At 69.2% G+C, this 19,539-nt stretch carries 17 protein-coding genes; 11 read left to right on the top strand and 6 right to left on the bottom strand.

The annotated features are described in order from the left end of the window. Positions 1-9: 9 nt before the first annotated feature. Positions 10-693: a GNAT family N-acetyltransferase gene (locus tag FL344_RS15940; RefSeq protein ID WP_090493417.1), complete on the bottom strand. Its 684-nt coding sequence runs from the start codon at positions 691-693 to the stop codon at positions 10-12. A 162-nt stretch (positions 694-855) separates the two neighbouring features. Between FL344_RS15940 and FL344_RS15945 the strand changes: the two genes are divergently transcribed. The 7 genes from FL344_RS15945 to FL344_RS15970 all read left to right on the top strand — a co-directional run bounded on the left by FL344_RS15945 (position 856) and on the right by FL344_RS15970 (position 7,822). Then, positions 856-2,904, top strand: coding sequence for a serine/threonine-protein kinase (locus FL344_RS15945; protein ID WP_141619131.1), 2,049 nt, complete (start codon positions 856-858; stop codon positions 2,902-2,904). 61 nt (positions 2,905-2,965) lie between these two features. Next, positions 2,966-3,769: a hypothetical protein gene (locus tag FL344_RS15950; protein ID WP_228557881.1), complete on the top strand. Its 804-nt coding sequence runs from the start codon at positions 2,966-2,968 to the stop codon at positions 3,767-3,769. A gap of 14 nt (positions 3,770-3,783) precedes the next feature. Then, positions 3,784-4,608: a hypothetical protein gene (locus tag FL344_RS15955; RefSeq protein WP_141619132.1), complete on the top strand. Its 825-nt coding sequence runs from the start codon at positions 3,784-3,786 to the stop codon at positions 4,606-4,608. Positions 4,609-4,970: 362 nt separating this feature from the next. Then, the gene (locus FL344_RS15960) at positions 4,971-6,386 is read left to right on the top strand and encodes an L-serine ammonia-lyase (RefSeq protein WP_141619133.1); all 1,416 of its coding nucleotides are present in this window, start codon (positions 4,971-4,973) and stop codon (positions 6,384-6,386) included. Between the two features lie 123 nt (positions 6,387-6,509). Continuing rightward, a complete protein-coding gene (locus FL344_RS15965; RefSeq protein ID WP_141619134.1) occupies positions 6,510-7,169 on the top strand; it encodes an SRPBCC family protein in 660 nt (219 codons plus the stop codon). Positions 7,170-7,325: 156 nt separating this feature from the next. Further along, positions 7,326-7,493: a hypothetical protein gene (locus tag FL344_RS38525; RefSeq protein WP_194858361.1), complete on the top strand. Its 168-nt coding sequence runs from the start codon at positions 7,326-7,328 to the stop codon at positions 7,491-7,493. Next, the gene (locus tag FL344_RS15970) at positions 7,490-7,822 is read left to right on the top strand and encodes a hypothetical protein (protein ID WP_228565097.1); all 333 of its coding nucleotides are present in this window, start codon (positions 7,490-7,492) and stop codon (positions 7,820-7,822) included. Before FL344_RS38525 ends, FL344_RS15970 begins: the two co-directional genes overlap by 4 nt. 1 nt (position 7,823) lies before the next feature. Here FL344_RS15970 and FL344_RS15975 read toward each other — a convergent pair whose 3' ends face one another. From FL344_RS15975 to FL344_RS15990, 4 genes are all read right to left on the bottom strand, one after another. Further along, complete coding sequence (locus tag FL344_RS15975) at positions 7,824-8,858, bottom strand: hypothetical protein (protein WP_141619135.1); 1,035 nt, start codon at positions 8,856-8,858, stop codon at positions 7,824-7,826. 93 nt (positions 8,859-8,951) lie between these two features. Beyond that, complete coding sequence (locus FL344_RS15980; protein ID WP_141619136.1) at positions 8,952-10,664, bottom strand: sodium:solute symporter; 1,713 nt, start codon at positions 10,662-10,664, stop codon at positions 8,952-8,954. Next, positions 10,661-10,840 (bottom strand): hypothetical protein, encoded by a 180-nt coding sequence (locus FL344_RS15985; protein ID WP_141589921.1) that lies wholly within the window; start codon positions 10,838-10,840, stop codon positions 10,661-10,663. The genes FL344_RS15980 and FL344_RS15985 overlap by 4 nt, the downstream gene beginning before the upstream one ends. Next, a complete protein-coding gene (locus tag FL344_RS15990) occupies positions 10,837-13,320 on the bottom strand; it encodes a PIG-L family deacetylase (protein WP_141619137.1) in 2,484 nt (827 codons plus the stop codon). The genes FL344_RS15985 and FL344_RS15990 overlap by 4 nt, the downstream gene beginning before the upstream one ends. A 94-nt stretch (positions 13,321-13,414) precedes the next feature. Here FL344_RS15990 and bshC point away from each other — a divergent pair, with 94 nt between their 5' ends. From bshC to bshA, 3 genes are read left to right on the top strand one after another with little or no spacing between them, the layout of a single operon-like run. After that, a complete protein-coding gene (gene bshC / locus FL344_RS15995; RefSeq protein WP_194863127.1) occupies positions 13,415-15,088 on the top strand; it encodes a bacillithiol biosynthesis cysteine-adding enzyme BshC in 1,674 nt (557 codons plus the stop codon). Further along, positions 15,085-15,891 carry a bacillithiol biosynthesis deacetylase BshB1 gene (bshB1, locus tag FL344_RS16000; RefSeq protein ID WP_141619139.1) on the top strand — a complete coding sequence of 269 codons (807 nt, stop codon included), beginning with the start codon at positions 15,085-15,087 and terminating at the stop codon, positions 15,889-15,891. Before bshC ends, bshB1 begins: the two co-directional genes overlap by 4 nt. Further along, on the top strand, positions 15,888-17,051 hold the full coding sequence (gene bshA, locus FL344_RS16005) for an N-acetyl-alpha-D-glucosaminyl L-malate synthase BshA (protein WP_141619140.1): 1,164 nt from the start codon (positions 15,888-15,890) through the stop codon (positions 17,049-17,051). Before bshB1 ends, bshA begins: the two co-directional genes overlap by 4 nt. A 21-nt stretch (positions 17,052-17,072) precedes the next feature. Here the strand turns inward: bshA and FL344_RS16010 are convergent, their stop codons facing one another. Next, positions 17,073-17,897, bottom strand: a complete 825-nt coding sequence (locus FL344_RS16010) for a DUF2911 domain-containing protein (RefSeq protein ID WP_228565093.1) — start codon at positions 17,895-17,897, stop codon at positions 17,073-17,075. A 251-nt stretch (positions 17,898-18,148) separates the two neighbouring features. Between FL344_RS16010 and FL344_RS16015 the strand changes: the two genes are divergently transcribed. Continuing rightward, on the top strand, positions 18,149-19,441 hold the full coding sequence (locus FL344_RS16015) for an AAA family ATPase (RefSeq protein WP_194863128.1): 1,293 nt from the start codon (positions 18,149-18,151) through the stop codon (positions 19,439-19,441). The last annotated feature ends 98 nt before the right edge of the window (positions 19,442-19,539 follow it).

Below are 19,539 nucleotides of genomic sequence, written 5' to 3' on the forward strand. Positions count from 1 at the left end.
TGAGCAGCCTCAGCTGCTCTTCTTCCTCGCCGCGGGCGCGCGCCCCTTGCGTGCCGCGGCTCGGGTGGGCGCGGTTTCCGGCATGGGGCCCGTCGAGGGCGTCCCCGTCTCCGCGGTGGGCTTCTGCCGGCGCTTCAACCGGCGCGGCGGCAGCAGGTCCGGTTCGCCAGGCACCTTCTGCGCCATGAAGATGGCGGCATCCAGCTTGTAGAAGCTCCGCGTCCGGTACCACGTCAGGGCGGACTCGTTGTTCTCCGCCACTTCCAGGACTAGGTGCGTGCAGCCCCGCGTCCGGGCCAGGTGCTGGAGCTGATCCAACATGAAGCTGCCCACGCCCCGCCCCTGATAGTCCGGGTGCACCGCCAGCTCCTCCACGAAGAGCGGCCGCATGCCCCGCTTCTCGAACCAGCGGGGGTTCACCCAGTTGTCGTCCCCGGTGGCCTCGAAGGCGCACTCCGAGTAACCGACGATGCTACCGTCCACCTCATAGAGGAGCTGTTCGATCCACTCCGAGGTGTAGACCTCCAGGAATCGCCGCTTGGAGCGAGGCCGCTGGTACTCCACCGTCTCCCGGTTCACGTCCCGGAAGACGAGCTTGAGGAACTCCCAGGTCCGGTTCAGGTCCCGCCTGTGGATGCGGCGCACTCGGACTTCGAGTGAGTCCGGGGGTTTGGGAGTCTTGGCCTTCGGCATACGCCCGCCTCCTTAGCAGGCTGCCGGTGAGACGCACAGTCTCGTCGCGTGCTACGACCCGGCTGGGTGTGCTGCGACATCAGGAGGGTTGCCTCATGGGGGGGTGGGAGGATGGAATGGGCGAAGTTTCCCCGGAATGCCCTGCCTGAGAGTCCCAGCCCCATGACCCTACCCGCTGACGGTGACCTCCGCATTGATGAGGTCCTGCGGAATACGTACAGGATTGTCTCCCTACTGGGACGGGGAGGAATGGGCTCGGTGTACCTGGCCCAGCACCTGCGGCTTCCCGGCAAGCAGGTGGCGGTCAAGGTGCTGCGTGGCGGCGACCACCTGACGCCCGAAATCTTCGCGCGCTTCCGCCGGGAGGCGGAGATTGCCTCGCGGCTGGGCCACCCCAACATCGTCGAGGTGCTCGACTACGACACCCTGGAGAACGGCAACCCGTTCCTGGTGCTGGAGTACCTGCGCGGTGAGAGCCTCCAGGAGCGCCTGGCGCGCGGACGCCTGCCCATGGAGGACGTGGTCTCCTTCACCCGGCAGATGGGCTCGGCGCTCCAGGCGGCGCACGGCGCGGGCGTCATCCACCGCGACCTCAAGCCGGCCAACGTGTTCCTGGTGCCCACCGACTCCGGTGGCGTGGTGGGCGAGCGCGTGAAGTTGCTCGACTTCGGCATCTCCAAGGTCCTCAGCTCCACGACGGTGCAGACGCAGGAGGCGACCATCATCGGGACGCCTCAGTACATGTCTCCGGAGCAGGCCCAGGGGAAGAACCGGGACATCGACGCGCGCACGGACGTCTTCGCGCTGGGGTGCATCGTCTACGAGATGATGGCCGGCAAACCCGTGTTCGGCTCAGGCAGCCTCGCCCAGATGATCTTCCGCGTCGTCTATGAGCCGCCCGAGCCCCTGGCCCCGCTCTGTCCCGAGGCCACGCCGGAGGCCATCTCCGCGGTGATGCGCGCGCTCGCCAAGGGCGTGGACGAGCGCTACCCGGACGTCTCCTCCTTCATCGAGGACCTGACGGGCACGCCGCTGCACTCGCTGTCCACCACGGCGGGCAACCAGCCCGCCCCGCGTCCCCAGGCCCCGGCGTCCGGAATCGCGCTGCCATCCACGGGCCCGGACTCACTCTCCGCCACCGTCCCGCCCGGAAGCCTAAAGGTGGCACCGGACACGGACCGCGAAGGCTTCGATTCCACGATGACGCCCGGCACCGGACAACAGGGCTTCAGTCCATCCGCCACGGGGCAGATGGGCGTGGTGCAGGCGCAAGGATTCAGCCCATCCGCCACGGGGCAGATGGGCGTGGTGCAGGCGCAAAGCTTCAGCCCATCCGCCACGGGGCAGATGGGCGTGGCGCAGTTGTCCGCCGCATCGCTCATCGACCCGCCGGGCCTGGAGCCCACGCTCATCTCGAAGCAGCTTCCGGCCATCCCCGTGCCGGAACGCCCCGCTCCGCACCACACAGCCGTGAGCGTTCCCGTTCCCATCCCGGGCGCCGCCGAGGCCGATGCCGCCGCGGCGCAGTTGTCCGCCCCGTCCACGCCGGTCTCGCCGCCCCCCGCGGCAAAGGGGCGCGGTGCATTCATCGGCGCCACCGCGGCGGTCCTGCTGGCCTCCAGCGTGGGACTCATCTGGTGGATGAAGGGTGGCACCTCCGGCACGGGCTCGCCCACGACGCCCATCGCGGACGCCCGCACGCCCCAGGACGCGCGACAGGCCAACGATGCGCAGCAGCCCAACGGCCAGCAGGCCAACGATGCGCAGCAGCCCAACGGCACGCAGGCAAACGGCACGCAGCAGGCCAATGGCACTGAGCAGGCCAATGGCACTGAGCAGGCCAATGGCACGCAGACTCCGCCGGACACAGAGAACCCGCAGCAGGTGGTGGTGGCCACTGTCACCCCGCCCGACAAGCCGACCTCTCGCCCGGTGACGCGTCCCGAGCCCAAGGAAGAACTTCCCGAGCAGGTCCGCAAGCTGTTGAAGGAAGGAGAAAGCGCGTTGGCCTCGGGTGACGCCAGCCGCGCCATCGCGCTGGCACGCAGCAGCCAGCGCACGAAGCGCTCCATCGCGGCGTATTCGCTGCTCACCCGCGCCTACTGCCAGCAGAAGGACCTGGGCGGTGCGGTCAGCGAGTGGCCCAAGGTCGCGTCAGCGGAGCGTGCCAAGGTCAAGAAGTTCTGCCAGAAGCACGACATCGAGCTCTGAAACAGCGGGCCATCCGGGTTGGGGGGCCCTCATGCAACACGAGGTGATTCGCTTGAGAAACATGGTCGCAGTGATTGTCACGGCAGTCGCGCTGGGGGCGTCGCAAGCCCTGGCCGCCGCGCCGGTGGAAGCTGGCAAGGTGTACTCCGGTACGGAGGGCGAAGAGGTGGCCGTGGTGCCGCTCACGCCCCGTTCCGAAAAGAAGTTCATCCTGCGCGTGAAGGGCACGGGCTCGGAGTTCGACGGCCTGGTGTTCCCCTACGAGCAGAACGACTGGAGCACCCGCAGCACCGAGCAGTTCAACTACAGCACCCAGTGGCACGGCCGGAAGTACACGGCCCTGCACGTACGCGACACGAAGTACGAGCTCTACGTGCCCGGCCGCCAGCGCTCCATCCGCCTGGCCTATGACGAGAAGAAGACCGCCGCGCTGAAGCCGGAGGAGGTCTACGCGCAGCACCAGAAGCAGATGAAGGACGGCACCCTGGCGAAGCTGATGGCCTTCGACCGCAAGGGCGAGGAGTCCGGCCACAACAAGGAATTTGCCGCCACCCTCCAGGAGATGAACAACGCGTGTGGCACGTCCGTGGCCGCCCGCATCGACTGGAGCAGCATCAACGAGGACCAGCTCAAGGAGCTGAGCATCTCCAGCTTCTGTGGCACCCCGCTGACCAGCCTCAAGGACCTGTGTACGGCGTCCGCCATCGCGAAGCAGACCATCCAGGAGAAGGTGAAGCAGGTCAGCTGCCGCTTCGGCTCCGCGTTGGAGCCCAAGATTGAGGCGGACCGCGTCATCTGGACGACCTCTCGCGACGCCTCCAATCAGGACAAGTTCGCCACCAAGTACTTCAAGCAGAACCTGTAGTCGGAGCCTTCACGATGCGATTCCAGCGTTTCGCCTTCGCGGCGATGTCTTTCGCGTGTACCGCCGTCATGGCGGCCGAGCCCATCCAGCCCCCCTGGGGCAAGGAGTCCAACCTCGGCGAGAAGATGATGTTGGAGGCCACGTCGGTGTGCACCGACGGCAAGGGCCACTTCGTGGCACTCACGCCTGACGACGAGGACACCAACGCCGTCCTCTACTACGGCAATGAGAAGCAGCTCGTCCAGGTGCCCCGCCCCGGCCCCTACACGTCGGCCACGTCCTTCCTGGACCCGCGCTTCTTCAACAAGGGCGCGAACCCCAACTTCCGCGGCATCGACTGGCGGGTGATGTCGAGCGTGGAGATTGACCGCAAGGAGCGCACCTGCTCCCTGACCTGCGGTGAGAAGAAGATTCCCCTCACCATGCTGGACGGTGAGCCGGCTGCGGAGCTGCTGCGCAAGGCCACCTTCCATCCCAACCCGCAGAAGTTCGTGCCCTACGCGCTGCTGCGCGACACCAAGGGCGCCTACTACTTCGTGGACCGTGGCTTCCACGAGGCGGAGAAGAAGAACTACCGCGTCTTCATCGGGCCGCGCGGCAACCTGAAGGCCCAGAAGATGACCAACGTCATCTCCGACTCCGAAGGCGAAATCTTCTCCACCAAGCGCGGGGACCTCCGCCTGCTGCTCGACAAGGCGAAGCCCGCCATGTGGATTGAAAACACCAAGCGCCGCCTGGAGCTGCGCCAGGTGCCCGTGGATGAGAACCTGCCGCTCATCTACAACGAGCTCGGTGTGTACGAAGGTGCCCGCCTGGGCACGCCCTGCGACGACCAGTAGCCGTCCGTCAGCACGAGGGCCGGGAGCCGGCGTCCCACGGACGTCTTCCCGGCCCTTCGTGTCTTTGGCGTCAGCAGCTCACAGACGCGGCAGCGACGCCTTCAACTGCGCTACGCTCGCCTTCGGCTCCCGCAGCGCGCCGTCGCTTGAGCCCGCCACTTCGACGCAGCGGGCCAGACATCGGACAGACAACGCACCGCGTCTAGCGCATCCCACGCGCACGGCACTGAGGCCTCTCGCCTGGAGTGCGACCCGCCCGCGCTCGTTGGACTTCCAATGACGTTCATCCGTCCACGCGGTGACATGCGCTTCGGCGGAGGGACACTGGGACGGAACTGGAAACGTGGCATGTTGCGCTCGCCATGGCCGTCAGCGTCTTCGACCTCTTCAAGATTGGAATCGGACCCTCCAGCTCGCACACCGTCGGGCCCATGCGAGCGGCGCGCATGTTCGCCCGGAAGCTGGCGGACACAGGCGTGCTGGAGCGGCTCACCCGGCTCAAGGTGGAGCTGTTCGGCTCGCTGGGCGCGACGGGCAAGGGCCACGGCAGCGACAAGGCCGTGGTGCTGGGCCTGATGGGCGAGACACCGGAGGCCGTGGACGTGGAGGCCGTGCCCGCCATCATTTCCCGCTGGCGCGCGGAAGGCCGCGTGGCGCTGCTCGGTCAGCGCGAGGTGACGTTCCGAGACGGCGAGCACCTGGTCATGCACCGCCGCCGCTCGCTGCCCTTCCATCCCAACGGCATGCGCTTCACCGCTTCCGGCGCGGACGGCGCGGAGCTGGCGTCGACCGCCTACTACTCCGTGGGTGGCGGCTTCATCGTCGACGAGTCCGCCGCCGCGGCGGGCAAGGACCCGCTGAGCAAGGACACCACGCCGCTGCCCTTCCCCTTCCAGTCCGCCGCCGAGCTGCTGGCTCACTGCGAGCGCGAGCGCATGAGCTTCAGCTCGCTCATGCTCGCCAACGAGAAGACCTGGCGCGACGAGGCGGAGATTCGCGCCGGGCTGCTGCGCGTCTGGGACGTGATGCAGGCCTGCGTGCGCCGTGGCTGCACCAGCGGCGGCATCCTCCCCGGCGGCCTCAAGGTGGAGCGCCGCGCCGCGGGCATGTACCAGAAGCTCATCAGCCGTCCCGAGGCCGGCCTCACCAACCCACTCACCGTGCTGGACTGGGTGAACCTCTACGCCCTGGCCGTCAACGAGGAGAACGCGGCGGGAGGCCGCGTCGTCACCGCGCCCACCAACGGCGCCGCGGGCATCATCCCCGCCGTCCTGCACTACTACTGGCGCTTCGTGCCCGGCGCGAACGAGGACGGCGTGGTGCGCTTCCTGCTCACCGCCGGCGCCATTGGCGTGCTCTACAAGGAGAACGCCTCCATCAGCGGCGCGGAGGTGGGCTGCCAGGGTGAAGTCGGCAGCGCCTGCTCCATGGCCGCGGGGGCGCTCACGGAGGTCATGGGGGGTACGCCGCTCCAGGTGGAGAACGCGGCGGAGATCGCCATGGAGCACAACCTGGGCCTCACCTGCGACCCCATTGGCGGACTGGTGCAGGTGCCGTGCATCGAGCGCAACGCCATGGCCTCCGTGAAGGCCATCAACGCCACGCGCATGGCCCTCCACGGCGACGGGCGCCACTTCGTCAGCCTGGACAAGGTCATCCGGACGATGCGCGACACCGGCCGCGACATGAAGGACAAGTACAAGGAGACGGCGCGAGGGGGGCTGGCCGCCAACGTGCTGGAGGTGGCCAACCTGAGCGTGGGCCTTCCGGAATGCTGAGCCGCAACCAATCTCCGTCGTAGTCGTTGTGCTGTGCGTGGGTTGCGTGGGGCGCCGGACACGCTTTAAGACGCGCGCCAGGAGCGCGGCCATCCCAGGCCGCCTCCTGAGGACCCACTCCCCATGCTCAAGAAGATTCTCGTCGGCCTCGCCGCCGTCATCCTGCTGTTCGTCGGCTTCGTCGTCACCCGTCCCGACACGTTCACCTATCAGCGCACCGCGGTGCTCCCCGTGTCCGCGGACATCGCCTTCGCGCTGGTGAGTGACTTCCGTCGCTGGACGGATTGGTCCCCCTGGGACGGGCTGGACCCGCAACAGAAGCGCACCTACTCCGGCCCGGAGTCAGGCACGGGCGCGGGCTACGCCTGGGTGGGCAACGACCAGGTCGGTGAGGGCCGGATGACCATCACCGACAGCAAGGCCAACGAGCAGGTCACCATCAAGCTCGAGTTCATCAAGCCCTTCGCCGCCACCAACACCTCCACCTTCACCTTCAGCGCCGCCGAGGGTGGCACCCAGGTCGCCTGGGCCATGTCCGGCGAGAACAACTTCGTGAGCAAGGCGATGAGCCTGTTCATGGACATGGAGGCCATGATTGGGAAGGACTTCGAGAAGGGCCTGGCGACCATGAAGGACGTCGCCGTGGCCGACGCGAAGAAGCGCGCGGAGGCCGAGGCCGCGCGCGTAGCGGAGGAGAAGGCTCGCGCGGAGGCCGAGGCCGCCGCTGCTGCTGCTCCGGCCGGGGAAGGTGCTCCCGCCGTGGCCGCGCCCGCCGTGCCGTGATGCACGCCTGACGCCACGAGGTCCGAGCGCGCGGTGGTGGACACTGCCACGCGCGCGAGTGCCGACTCGCCGACGTCCCCCCAAGCCTCATGGCCTCAGGGTGGACGCGGCCAGCGTAGACGGCGCCTTCACCTCTCTCGTTGGCGACAGGCTCCCATGAAACTGCGCAAGCCCTCGGCGAAGACCCGGCCCACCACGCTCAAGAGCGAAAGCCTCGAACCCCACCGGATGCATGCGGTGGGGAAGGTCCTCACCACGGACCAGGGCATTCCCATCTCGGACACGGACAACTCGCTGAAGGCCGGCATCCGCGGCGCCTGCTGACCTTCTCCACGGCGTCCTCCGTCATGTACGACGCCGTCTACGTGCCCGGTGGAGAGCAGAGCGTCGCGGCCCTGCGGCGCGTGCCGCTGGCGGTGGACTCCGTGCGCGAGGCCTACGTGCACTGCAAGGCGCTGGCGCTCTCCGCGGACGCCAACACCCTGCTGGACGCCGCGGGCGTGCGCGACCTGGAGGCGCCGCCGAGCAAGGGCCTGGACGCCACGCGCGGCGTCGTCCGCAGCGCGAAGGTGGAGACGAAGGGCTTCGGCCAGCTCTTCACCGAGTCCATCGCCCGCCGCCACTGGGAGCGTGAGGCCCCGCCCCCGGCGTAGCTCAGCCGCCTGAGCCCATCCGCCCCGCGAGCAGGCCCAGCACGAAGGCCAGCACGGCCAGCAGTCCCGCCCAGACGGGCGGGACGCCCTTCGCGGGGGCGGAAGGGCTCGCGACGCGCACCGCGCCCGCTTCCTCGGGGACGATGACGCGGACCTTGATGACGGCCTGGGTGAGCACGGCCTCCACGTCGGTGAGGAAGCGCTCGTACTCCTCGGCCTGCATCTCCAGCGGCTCGCCGTGGTGAAGCTCGTACCGCTTCGCCACCGCCTCGAAGTTGCGGAGCTGGGCCTCGCGCTTGGACACGTCCACCCAGCCACACGTCAGCGAGGTCCCCGCGCCCTTGCGAGGCACCAGGGAGATGGCCTGCCGCGCCAGCTTCCCGCCCGCGGTGCTGGGCCCTTCCGGCTCGTCGATGCGCAACACCCGGTGAGGGCCGCGGCCATACATCTTCGTCGACAGCGCGTCGCGGAGTTGCTCGGCCAGCAGCGCCGAGTGGTTCGCGAACATCGTCCGCAGCGCGGGAGCCTCTTCCGCGGCCACCACCTTCGCGCCCAGGGGCTCCAACGGACTCAGCCGCACCACGCCCACGCTGGCGGGGGACGCACTGGCCTTCGGCGGACTGGCGCGCTTCTCGGGGGCGCCCGGGGCCTTCGCCTCCGGGCCGCCGCGCGGCCTGGGAGGTTTCGGAGGCATGACCTCCGTGTGGACCTCGACAGGCGACGCTGGAGGCTCGGTCCGCGCGCTTCTGGCGGCGCCGCGTGAGCGCCCCGCCCGGACGGGCCTCGCGTCCGGGACGGGCCCCATCCGCGTCTCCAGCGCGGGAGGCTCCAAGGGGGGCAGGTCCTCCTCCTGGGAGAAGGACTCCACGGGGCCCATGCGCGTTTCCTCGAAGCGAGGCTCCACGGGCTCCATGCGCGTCTCCTCGGGGCGCGTGAAGAGCGGAATGTCCCGCGTCGCGTCCTCGTCCTCTTCCGGGGCGATGCGTGGCTCCTCGGAACGCCCCGGGCGACCGGGCCGCCTCTTCCCGTCAGACATGTCCGTCCCTCTCCGGGGCGAGCATACTTCAAGGCCGGGCCGGCGCCCCTTCACGGACGCCTCCCGGCCTTCACCGCCCTGGATGCCGCGGACTCAGGCCCCCGGCGCCGGGGCCGGCGTCTCGCCGCGCGGCAGAACGGCCTGCATCACCAGGCTCAGCGCCACCACCAGCGCACAGCCGATGACGTTGAACCAGAGGTAGCCCACCTCGGAGAGGAAGAAGAGGGCAATCACCGTCGCCTGGGAGATGACGGCCGCCGCGAACACGGCATGGCCGCGCACGTGTTTCACGAAGAAGGCCACCAGGAAGATGCCCAACACCGTGCCGTAGAAGATGGAGCCCAGGATGTTCACCGCCTGGATGAGGTTGTCCAAGAGCGACGCGAAGGTGGCGAAGCCCACCGCGACGACGCCCCAGAACACGGTGAACAGCTTCGACGCCACCAGCACGTGCCGGTCGGAAGCGTTGCGCTGGAAGACCCGCCGGTAGAAGTCCACCGTCGTCGTCGTGCCCAGGGCCGTCAGCTCGCTGGCGATGGAGCTCATGGCCGCGGACAGGATGACGGCGATGAGCAGGCCGAACAGGCCGCTGGGCAGCCAGCGCTTCACGAAGGAGATGAAGATGTAGTCGGAGTCCTTCGTCTCCGCGCCCGGCAGCGCGCGGGCCACCAGGTCCTTGGCCTCCTTGCGGAGGGCGCTCGCCTCCTGCGCACGGCCCTGCAGCAGCGCCCGCGACGCATCCCCGGCCGCCACGTCGCCTGAATCGACGGCCGACAGGTAGCGCTCCACCTCCGCGCGCTTGCCGGACTGGACCTGCTCCCACTTCGACTCCAGCGCGGCGTACTCGGCCGCCTGCGCCGTGCCCTGCACGCGGGTACGCAGCGCCTCGTTGAAGAGCAGCGGCGGCGTGTTGAACTGGTAGAAGGCGAAGACGAGAATCCCGACGAAGAGGATGAGGAACTGCATCGGGATTTTCAGCACGCCGTTGAAGAGCAGCCCCAGCCGGCTCTCGGAGATGGAGCGGCCGGAGAGATAGCGGCCCACCTGCGACTGGTCCGTGCCGAAATACGACAGGGACAGGAACAACCCTCCGGTGATGCCGGACCAGAAGTTGTAGCGGTCCTGCATGTCGAAGTCGAAGCTGACCACGTTCATCCGGCCGAAGGCACCCGCGACGTCCACCGCCTTGCCGAACGACACGTGCTCCGGCAGCCGCCAGACGATGACGATGGCGGCCACCACCATGCCGCCCATCATCACCACCATCTGCTGCTTCTGCGTCTGGCTCACCGCCTTGGCCCCACCCGTCACCGTGTAGAGGATGACCACCGCGCCCATGACGATGACGGTGGGCTCCAGCGGCCAGCCGAGGATGGCGGAGAGGATGATGGCGGGCGCGTAGATGGTGATGCCAGCCGCGAGTCCACGCTGGATGAGGAAGAGGAAGGCGCCCAACAGCCGCGTCTTCAGGTCGAAGCGTGACTCCAGGTACTCATAGGCCGTGATGACATTCAGCCGGTAGTAGATGGGCACGAAGACCGCGCTGATGATGATCATCGCGATCGGCAGTCCGAAGTAGAACTGCACGAAGCGCATCCCGTCCTCGTAGGCCTGCCCGGGGACGGAAAGGAACGTGATGGCGCTGGCCTGTGTGGCCATCACCGTCAGGCCGATGGTGGGCCACGTCAGCGCACGGCCGCCGCGCAGGTACTCATCGCTGGTGGCCGTCCCTCGGGACTTCCAGAGGCCCCACGTCACAATGAACGCGATGGTGCCACCGAGCACCATCCAGTCGAGCCCCGTCACGAATACACCTCCGTGAGCACCCAGCCCAGGGCGAGGAACAGGATGAAGGTGCCCAGCACCAGGATGTAGATGTTGCGCCACGAGCCCAGCAGCGGCGGCGCGTCATCGAGCTCGGGCCGGGGCGCGGGGACCTCGGCGGAAGGCTCACTCGGACTCAGATGGGGGGCAGTGCTCATTGAGAAAGGATGTTGGCCAACAGGCGGTAGGCGCCGGGAACGCCGGCGGGAAGCTGACGGAAGAAAGCGAGGCCCGTGTAGACGAACGTGCCCTTGCCATGGCGGGCGACCAGCAGCGCGCCCTGGAGCGGCGCCTCGCCGGCATCGTGCATGGCGAACACGGGCTGGTAGCGAGCGTCCCATGACGACGCGAAGTAGAGGCCGCGCTCCTGCACCCAGCCCTCGAAGTCCGCGGCTGTCAGCGCATTGGGCCCGCGCAGCAGCGGCTCATCGGCGCGGAGCGGCGTCATCACCGCCGTCTCATCCGTCACCCGGTCGCGGCCAATCTCCAGCGGATAGGGCCCGACGAAGGACGTGAGCGGCCCCACGCGGCTGTTGGTGTTGTACTGCACCACCAGCCGGCCGCCGCCTTCCACGTACTGGAGCAGCCGCTCCCGGTGGACGGCGAGGTGCGTGTTGGCGTTGAAGGCGCGCACGCCCACGAGGATGGCGTCGAAGCGCTCCAGCTTCTCCTGGGCCAGCCGCTCCTCGGGGAGCAGCGTCACCTCGTAGCCCACCGCGCGCAGGCTCTCCGCGACGCGGTCGCCCGGCCCGGGGATGTAGCCGATGCGCTTGCCCTTCGTGGCCAGGGAGAACGGCACCACCGTGGCCGTGGAGGGCTGGCGCACCGTCAGCGGCGGGATGTGGGGATAGGACACGGAGCGGGCACGCCAGGACCAGGCGCGGTCCCCTACATCGACATCCACGAAGAGGTCACCCTTCCGCGCCGAGCCCTGGGGCGGCGTTACCTGGAAGGTGACGGTGCGCTCGTCTCCGCGCGACGCGAGCTTGAACTCCACCGATGCGGGCTCCACGCGCCAGCCGGGCGGCGCCACCATCCGCACCGTGCCCGGCACCTGGTCCACCCCCGCGGCCAGCACCACCGGCACGGCACGGGACTCGCCGTTGGGGAACATGAGCACGTCCTGCGCCAGCGTGGCGGTGACGGGCGGGACGACCTCGAAGTCACGGTAGAGCTCGCCGCGCACCGGGTCCGTCCAGACGTAGACCACCGGACGCACCGCGCGGAAGCGCCGGCCCGCGACCTTGTATTCGAACGCCACCGAGAGCGCGGGAACGCCCTCTGGCTGGCCGGTGAGCGCGCGGTCATTGCCCTCGAGCGTGTAGAGCCCTCCGGTGACGGGCTCGCGGAGCCAGTAGGGCGTGGAGATGGGCGCCGTCGTCGGCAGCGTCACCGTGCGCGACAGCTTCACGGGCACGTTCGCCCCCAGCGCCTTCCCCACGGCCTCGGGTTTCTCGCCCGGCAGCGTCAGCCCCACCCACTCGACGGCGGCGGGCGAGCGGTTCAGCGCCACCACGTCCAACGCCACCGGCAGCCCCGGGATGCCCGTGGGCGCGGCGGCACGCACCTCCAGGAACAGACCCGCGCAGGCGGCGATGAGCGCCTCCGTCTCCCGCAGCTTGGGCGCCTTCCACGGATGGGTGTCCGGCAACGCGGTCAGCGCCTCGTGGACGCGGACGAGCGAGGGAAGGGAGCGGTGGGGCGCGCGCGCATCGAACGCCTTCGTCGCGGCGGCCACCGCGCGGGATACGGCCTCGGAGCCCTTCCAACGCCTCCAGGAGAAGTCGAGCCCCTCGAACACGTCGCGCTTCGGCAGCGTCCCCGCCAGCGGGGTGAAGTACTCCGTGCTGGGGCCTCGGTCCACGGCCTGGCCGAAGCCCTGGCTCTTGTGCTGGCTGCGGCTCTCCGCGGCCACCTCGCCCCACGAACGCCCGAGCAACGCGTCGTAGCCGCCCACCTCCAGCTTCACGTAGCGGGACAGGTCCTCATCGGGTTTGAACCACCATGGGGAGGCGTTCTGCAGCAGGCGGTCCGCCTTCCACGGCTTCACCTCGGAGAGCTGCTCGGGGAAGCGCTTCGGGTCGGCGGCGGCGGTGAAGGCTTCCGCCGCGAGCAGCGCGGAGGCCGTGTGGTGGCCGTGGTTCGGCGGCTCCGTGGTGAAGCGGGTGATGATGACGTCTGGCTGGAAGCGGCGGATGGCGAGCACCACGTCCGCCAGCACCTCTTCATGCCCCCAGATGCGCAGCGCCTCTTCCGCGCTCTTCGAGTAGCCGAAGTCCCGCGCCCGCGTGAAGAACTGCTCCGCGCCGTCCACGCTCCGCGCGGCGAGCAGCTCATGCGTGCGGATGAGCCCCAACAGGGCGTCCTGCTCGGTGCCGATGAGGTTCTGCCCACCATCGCCGCGCGTCACGGACAGGTAACCCGCGCGCAGGCCGCGCTCTCCCACCAGCCAGGCGAGCAAGCGCGTGTTCTCGTCGTCCGGGTGGGCCGCGACATAGAGGACGCTGCCTGTCACACCGAGCCGCTTCAGGCCCGCCGCGATTTCACCCGCATGGAGCTGCCGAGGAGGCTGCGCCACCGCCTTCGACCCGATTCCAAGGCTCATGGCCAGCGTCATTCCGAGGAGCAGGTTCCGCATTCGGGCGGACCCTATAACAAGCCTCTCCCCTGCGCGCGGCTCGCGTTCGCCCCGGGATGACACACGCCGTCACGGCCGCACATGACGTGCAAGCGTGCACTTCCGGTGGCGCGCCCGCCGCGACCTGTTATCACGGCATGCCGTGACGTCCCCGTTCTCGACCGCGTGGCTTCGCGGAGATGCGTCCGCGCTCTCCTTCCTTCCCGACGACTATCGACACCGTGAAGCGCGCGCCCGGGCCGTGGCCGCCGCCGCGTCGCGCGCGGTGCCGCCCGCGTTGCTGGACGTCCTCGGTGCGCAGAACGCGCGCCTCCCGCCCAGTCCCGCGCGGGAGCGCAACCTCGCGCTGCTCGCGAAGCCTGGCACCGTGGCGGTGGTGACGGGGCAGCAGATGGGCCTCTTCCTGGGGCCGCTGTACACGCTCTACAAGGCCGCATCCGCCATCGTCACGGCGCGCGCGCTTCAGGAAGAAACCGGCCGGGCCTGTGTTCCCGTCTTCTGGCTCCAGACGGAGGACCACGACCTCCCGGAGATTGACCACTGTGTCATCCCACGTCCGGGCGGAGGGCCATGTCGCCTGGCGCTCGAGCTTCCGGATGCAGCAACGTCTCGAGCGCCCATCGCCCACCGCCACCTTGGACCGAGCGTCCTCCCCGCCCTGGCCACCCTCCGCGCCGAGCTGGAAGCAGAACCCCATGCGGAGGAATTCCTCTCCCTGCTGGAGCGGGCCTACCGCCCTGAAGCCACGCTCGCGGGAGCCTTCACCGACGTCCTGTCCTCCCTCTTCGCCGACGAGGGACTCGTCTTCATCGACCCGAGAGACGCACGACTGGCGCCACTCGCCGCGCCCGTGCACCGCTTCGCCCTCCAGGAAGCGGGGGCACTCTCCTCGGTGCTCGCGGCCCGCGCGGAGGCGCTCACCCGCGCGGGCTACACGGTGCAGGTCCATGTCCGTCCGGGCTCGCCGCTCAGCTTCTTCTCACCCGATGCGCTCGATGGCCCGCGCTACCGGCTGGACCCGGCGCAAGCGGGCGCCTGGAGCCTGGTGGGTCACCCCGAAAGCAGCGCCATCACCCAGGACGCGCTGCATGCCGCCCTGGAGCGAGAGCCGCTGCGCTTCACCACGTCCGCGCTGCTGCGCCCCCTCCTCCAGGACACCTGGCTCCCCACGGCCGCGTATGTCGGCGGCCCGGGCGAGCTGGCCTACTTCGCGCAACTGGCACCGCTCTACGCCCACGCGGGACGTCCGATGCCGCTCGCCATTCCCCGGGCCCGCTTCCGCGTGCTCGATGACCGCACGCGACGGTGGCTGGGCAAGGTGGGGCTCCAGCCGGATGAGGTGAACGTACCGCGCGACGCGTTGCTCACGCGGCTGGCCACGCGTGATGCCCCGGAGTCGCTGGAGACACCCGAGGCCCTGGAGGCCCGCCTCTTCGGCGCATTCGCCTCCGAGCTGGAGCGCGTCGCCGGGCAGGTGTCCGCGGTGGACGCGAACCTCCAGGACGCGCTGCGCCGCACCCAGGGCACGGTGCGTGTCGCGGTGTCCCGGCTGACGGGCCGCTACCGCCGCGCGCTCGCCCGGCGTGATGCCACCGCGGCCGAACAGGTGGACCGCCTGCGCACCTTCCTCTTCCCGGAGGACGCGCCCCAGGAGCGAATCCTCGGGCTGCCCTACTTCGCCTGCCGCATCGGGATGCGTGCGCTCACGAAGGGGGTGCTGGACGCGTGTGTCCCCTTCTCCGGTGACTCGAAGGACCTGACGCCATGAGTGCGAACGGCACCGCCTACGGCATCGACGTCCTCGCCTTTGGCCCCCACCCGGATGACGTGGAGCTGTTCTGCGGCGGGCTGCTGGCGAGCATGGCCGCCCATGGCTACCGCACCGGCATCGTCGACCTGACGCGCGGCGAGAAGAGCTCGCGCGGCACACTCCAGTCCCGCGCGGAGGAGACGGAAGCCGCCACCCGCGCGCTGGGGCTGGCCCACCGGGAGAACCTGGAGCTGCCCGACGGCTGGCTCAATCCGTGGGCGGGCTTCGACACGCCCGAGCCCGAGCGCGCCCGCACCGCTGGCGTGGCCCGCGTGGTGGAAGCGCTGCGCCGCCTGCGTCCGGAGCTGGTCATCGTGCCCTGGGAACAGGAGCGCCACCCGGACCACGAGGCCGCCAGTGCGCTGGTGACGCGCGCCCTCTTCTTCGCAGGCGTGCGCAAGTTCGACGCGGAGCCCGCCGCGGAGCCCTTCATGCCGCGGCAGGTCCTCTACTACCCGATGCGGCACCTGGCCGAGCCCAGCGTCATCGTCGACGTCTCCGCCGTCTACGAGCGCAAGCTGGCCGCGGTGCACTGCTATGCCAGCCAGGTGCTGCCCCGTCCGGACGCCCCGCCCACGCTGGTGGGCTCACCGCTGTCGGTGTCCTCGCTGGAAGCCAGGGATCGCTTCCATGGCGCGCAGATTGGCGTCACCCACGGCGAGCCCTACATCCTCCGCGAGGCGTTGGGACTGGCCGACCCGCTCGACCATTTTCGCAGGAATAGCTTCGCCAAGCCCCTGTTCTTCCCGTCACGCACATGAACGCCCCGCTCAACGTGGCCATCACCTGCTTTCCAACCTTCGGTGGCAGCGGCATGGTCGCCACGGAGATTGGCCTCGCGATGGCGGACCGGGGCCACCGCGTCCACTTCATCGCTCGGGACCTGCCGGTACGCCTCCATGGCGCGAACCGGAAGGTCGTCTTCCACGAGGTGACGGAGAGCGACTACCCGGCGCTCCAGCAGTCCGGCACCTATCCCATCGCCCTGGCCTCCAAGATGATTGAGGTCGCCAGCTACGAGCGCCTGGACATCCTGCACGTCCACTACGCGGTGCCCCACGCCACCGCCGCGTGGATGGCGCGCGAGGTGCTGGGCCACAAGGCGCCGCGAGTCGTCACCACGCTGCACGGGACGGACACCACGCTGGTGGGAATCGACCCCAGCTACCTGCCGATTACGCGCTTCTCCATCACCCGAAGCGACGCGGTGACGGTGCCGTCGGCCTACCTGCGCCGCGCGACGTGGCGGGGCTTCGACATTCCCGAGAGCGTCCCCATCGACGTCATCACCAACTTCGTGGACACCGCCCGCTATGCCCCGGTGCGAGACCGCGCCTGCCTGCGCGCGCTCTTCCCGGCCCTGCGTGACCACGAGCCGGTGCTCATCCACGTCTCCAACTTCCGGCCGGTGAAGCGCATCACCGACGTGGTCGCCATCTTCACCGAGGTCCACCGCCACCGTCCCTGCCGTTTGGTGATGGTGGGAGACGGTCCGGAGCGCTCGCCCGCGGAGCGGATGCTGCGGGAGATGGGCCTGGAGGGTCGCGTCGCGTTCCTCGGCAAGCAGGACCGCTTCGAGGAGCTGGTCGCCGCCTCCGACGTCTTCCTGCTCCCCAGCGAGCAGGAGAGCTTCGGGCTCGCCGCGCTGGAAGCGCTCAGTTGCGGCATTCCCGTGGTGGCCAGCGACCTGGGCGGAATCCCGGAGCTCGTCACGCATGGGGAGACGGGCTTCCTGGCGCCGCTGGGTGACGTCCCGGCCATGGCCCGGCACGTGCTCACATTGGTCGAGGACGCGGAGCGCTGGCAGGGCTTCTCACACCGCGCGCGGGCACAGGTCCTGGAACGCTTCCAGAAGGAACCCGCCATCGACCGCTACGAGGCGCTCTACCGTCGGCTCCTGACGGGGCCCCTCCGTCGCTGAGGAGCCCCGGGGAGCGGCTGGCTACTTCTTGTTCTTCCACTCCGCCAGCGCCTTGGAGACCTGGTCACGGTAGAAGAAGTTCTTGTCCTTCTGCCCCAGGTCCCACGCGGTCTGCGCGGCCTTGCGGGCCTCGCTGTACTTGCCCATCTGCGACAGGACGCCCGCGCGAACCCAGTGGTTGTACCAGGTGGCGTTGGCGGCCACGGCCGCGTCGGCGTGCTTCAGCGCGGCGGCGTAGTCCTTGGTGGTCTCCGCCACGTAGGAGGCGGCGCTCACGTGCATGCCGGCAATGCCCTTCTGCGCCTCCGCGATGTTGGCCTTCGCGATGGCCGCCGTGTCCACCGTGATGGGGACGGAGACGCGCAGCTTCTCCCACTCCAGGTCCAGCCGCGTGCTGTTGTCCGTGGTGTCGGTGAAGAGGTACGTCAGGCGCTCACGCGACGGAATCTCCGTGGTGGTGGCGCTCACCGAGGCCACGTCCTTGGAGGTGTCGTAGGGCGCGCCGCCCCGCCACAGGCCCAGGTCCGTGTTCAGCATCACCTTCCAACCCTTCTGCGAGGGCAGGCTGACGATGGCGTAGGAGCCCGCCGGAACGGCCTTGCCACCGAAGGTGACAGGGTGGCTGAAGGTAATCTTCGTCGCCGAGTTGGCGCCGCTGCGCCAGGCCTTGTCGTTGGGGACCAGCTCGCCCCAGACCTTCCGGCCCTTCACCGCGGGGCTGGAATATTCGACGGAAATCTCGGAGACGCCCACCTCCTGCGTCACCTTCGCCGCGGGGCTGGCGGCCGGCAGTTTGAGCTGAGCCAGCGCGGGCATCGCCGACAGGGTCATGAGCGCGGAGGCCATACAGCTGAGAAGCTGGTTCTTCATCGTCCTCACTTCGTCCTTTCCGACCCGGAGGGGTCGCAGAGCCGGCGGAGTGTATAGACGAGGTCTCGCTCCACCTCACGTTCCACCTTGGCCTGCACCGCGTCATGCGGCGACCTGCCAGGGAGGGGCTCGGGCGCCCACTACACACGAAAGGAGGTGGACATTCCGTGACATTGCGCGGTTCCCCCGCGCGCCCACACTGGCCATGCTGCGCGCCGAGGAGGCCCATGAAGCTCACGCGGCTCGAGGTCCATCACTACCGGAACGTCGTCCCTGGCACCTCGCTGGTGTTCAGCCCGTCGTGCAATCTGGTGCTGGGGGAGAACGGCACCGGCAGGACGACGCTGCTGGAGCTCATCTCCACGGTGCTCGGCTCGGACTTCTCCGGCCTCATCCACGAGCCGTTCGCGCTGGAGTACGACCTGGCGTTTCCGGGCATGAAGCTGCACGTCTTCGTCCGGAACGAGGAGAACGCGCCAGCGCCAGACGCGGAGGCCCCTCCGAGAAAGGGCTCCGCGCTGATGCCGCTGCGCACGCCCGCGCTGGACTCCTCGCTGCACCCGCGCATCGAAGTGGACGTGCAGCTCCATTCGCCGTCGGCCAGGTTGGTGATGCGTGCGGACGCGGCGGGCATGGACTGCAAGGTGGACGGCGAGGCCGTGTGGTCTCGGAGCATGCACTGGTCGCTGCTGGACCGGTCGGTGTGGACCCTGCTGTTCATGACGGCGCAGTACATCGACGCGGGGATGAAGGAGCGGCTCAAGGAGCTGCTGCGCCGCACGTTCCTGCTGGCGCCGCAGCGCTTCGATGAAGCGCTGGGGATGTTCGAACGCATCGGCGCCATCCGCTATGCCATGGAGGTGCGGGACGGCGAAGTGTTCCCGCTGGGGCTGATGGCACTGCCCACGTGGATGCCAGGGTGGCTGCGTGAGCAGATGGAGCAGCCATCCGTTACGGACGTGCTGGAGCTGACGCACGACGCGCGCGAAGGCAGCTTCCTGGCGAAGTTCGTGGCGCTGGCGGGCCTTGAGGCGGGCCGCTTCCGCGTGGAGGTGCTGGAGAAGCGGTCGTTCGAGAACGGCGGGCGCGTGGGCTTTGGGGGCTTTGGCTTCGAATTCACTCGGCGCGATGGCCGGGTGCTGACGCACGAGGCGTTGGGCTTCGGGCAGAAGCGGCTGCTGTCACTGCTCTATTACCTGGACGTGAACGAGGACTTCGCCATCGCGGACGAGCTGGGCAATGGGCTGCATCCGCGCTGGGTGGAAGCGAGCATGCGGGAGCTGGGGGCACGGCAGGTATTTCTCACCAGCCAGAATCCGCTCCTCTTCGAGCACACGCTGTTTCCGTCCGCCGAGACACTGAGGGCGTCGCTCCTGCTGTGTGGCAACACGCGCGAGGACAGGCCGGAGCGCATCGTGTGGAAGAACCCCACACACGAGGTCGCGGGCCAGCTCTTCGACGCGCACGGGCTGGGCGCGCACCCGCTGGCGGAGCTGCTGCGCCAGCAGGGACTGTGGTGAGCCCCGACCATCGGCACCTCCCCGCGGGCGCGCGTGTCCCCGGCGGGTGGCCCCGAGGGTGACTGCTCGCTGCCGCATTTGCGTGATTGCCTCGCGAG

The organism is Myxococcus sp. AB036A (genome assembly GCF_006547355.1).
Classification (GTDB): Bacteria; Myxococcota; Myxococcia; order Myxococcales; family Myxococcaceae; genus Myxococcus; species Myxococcus virescens.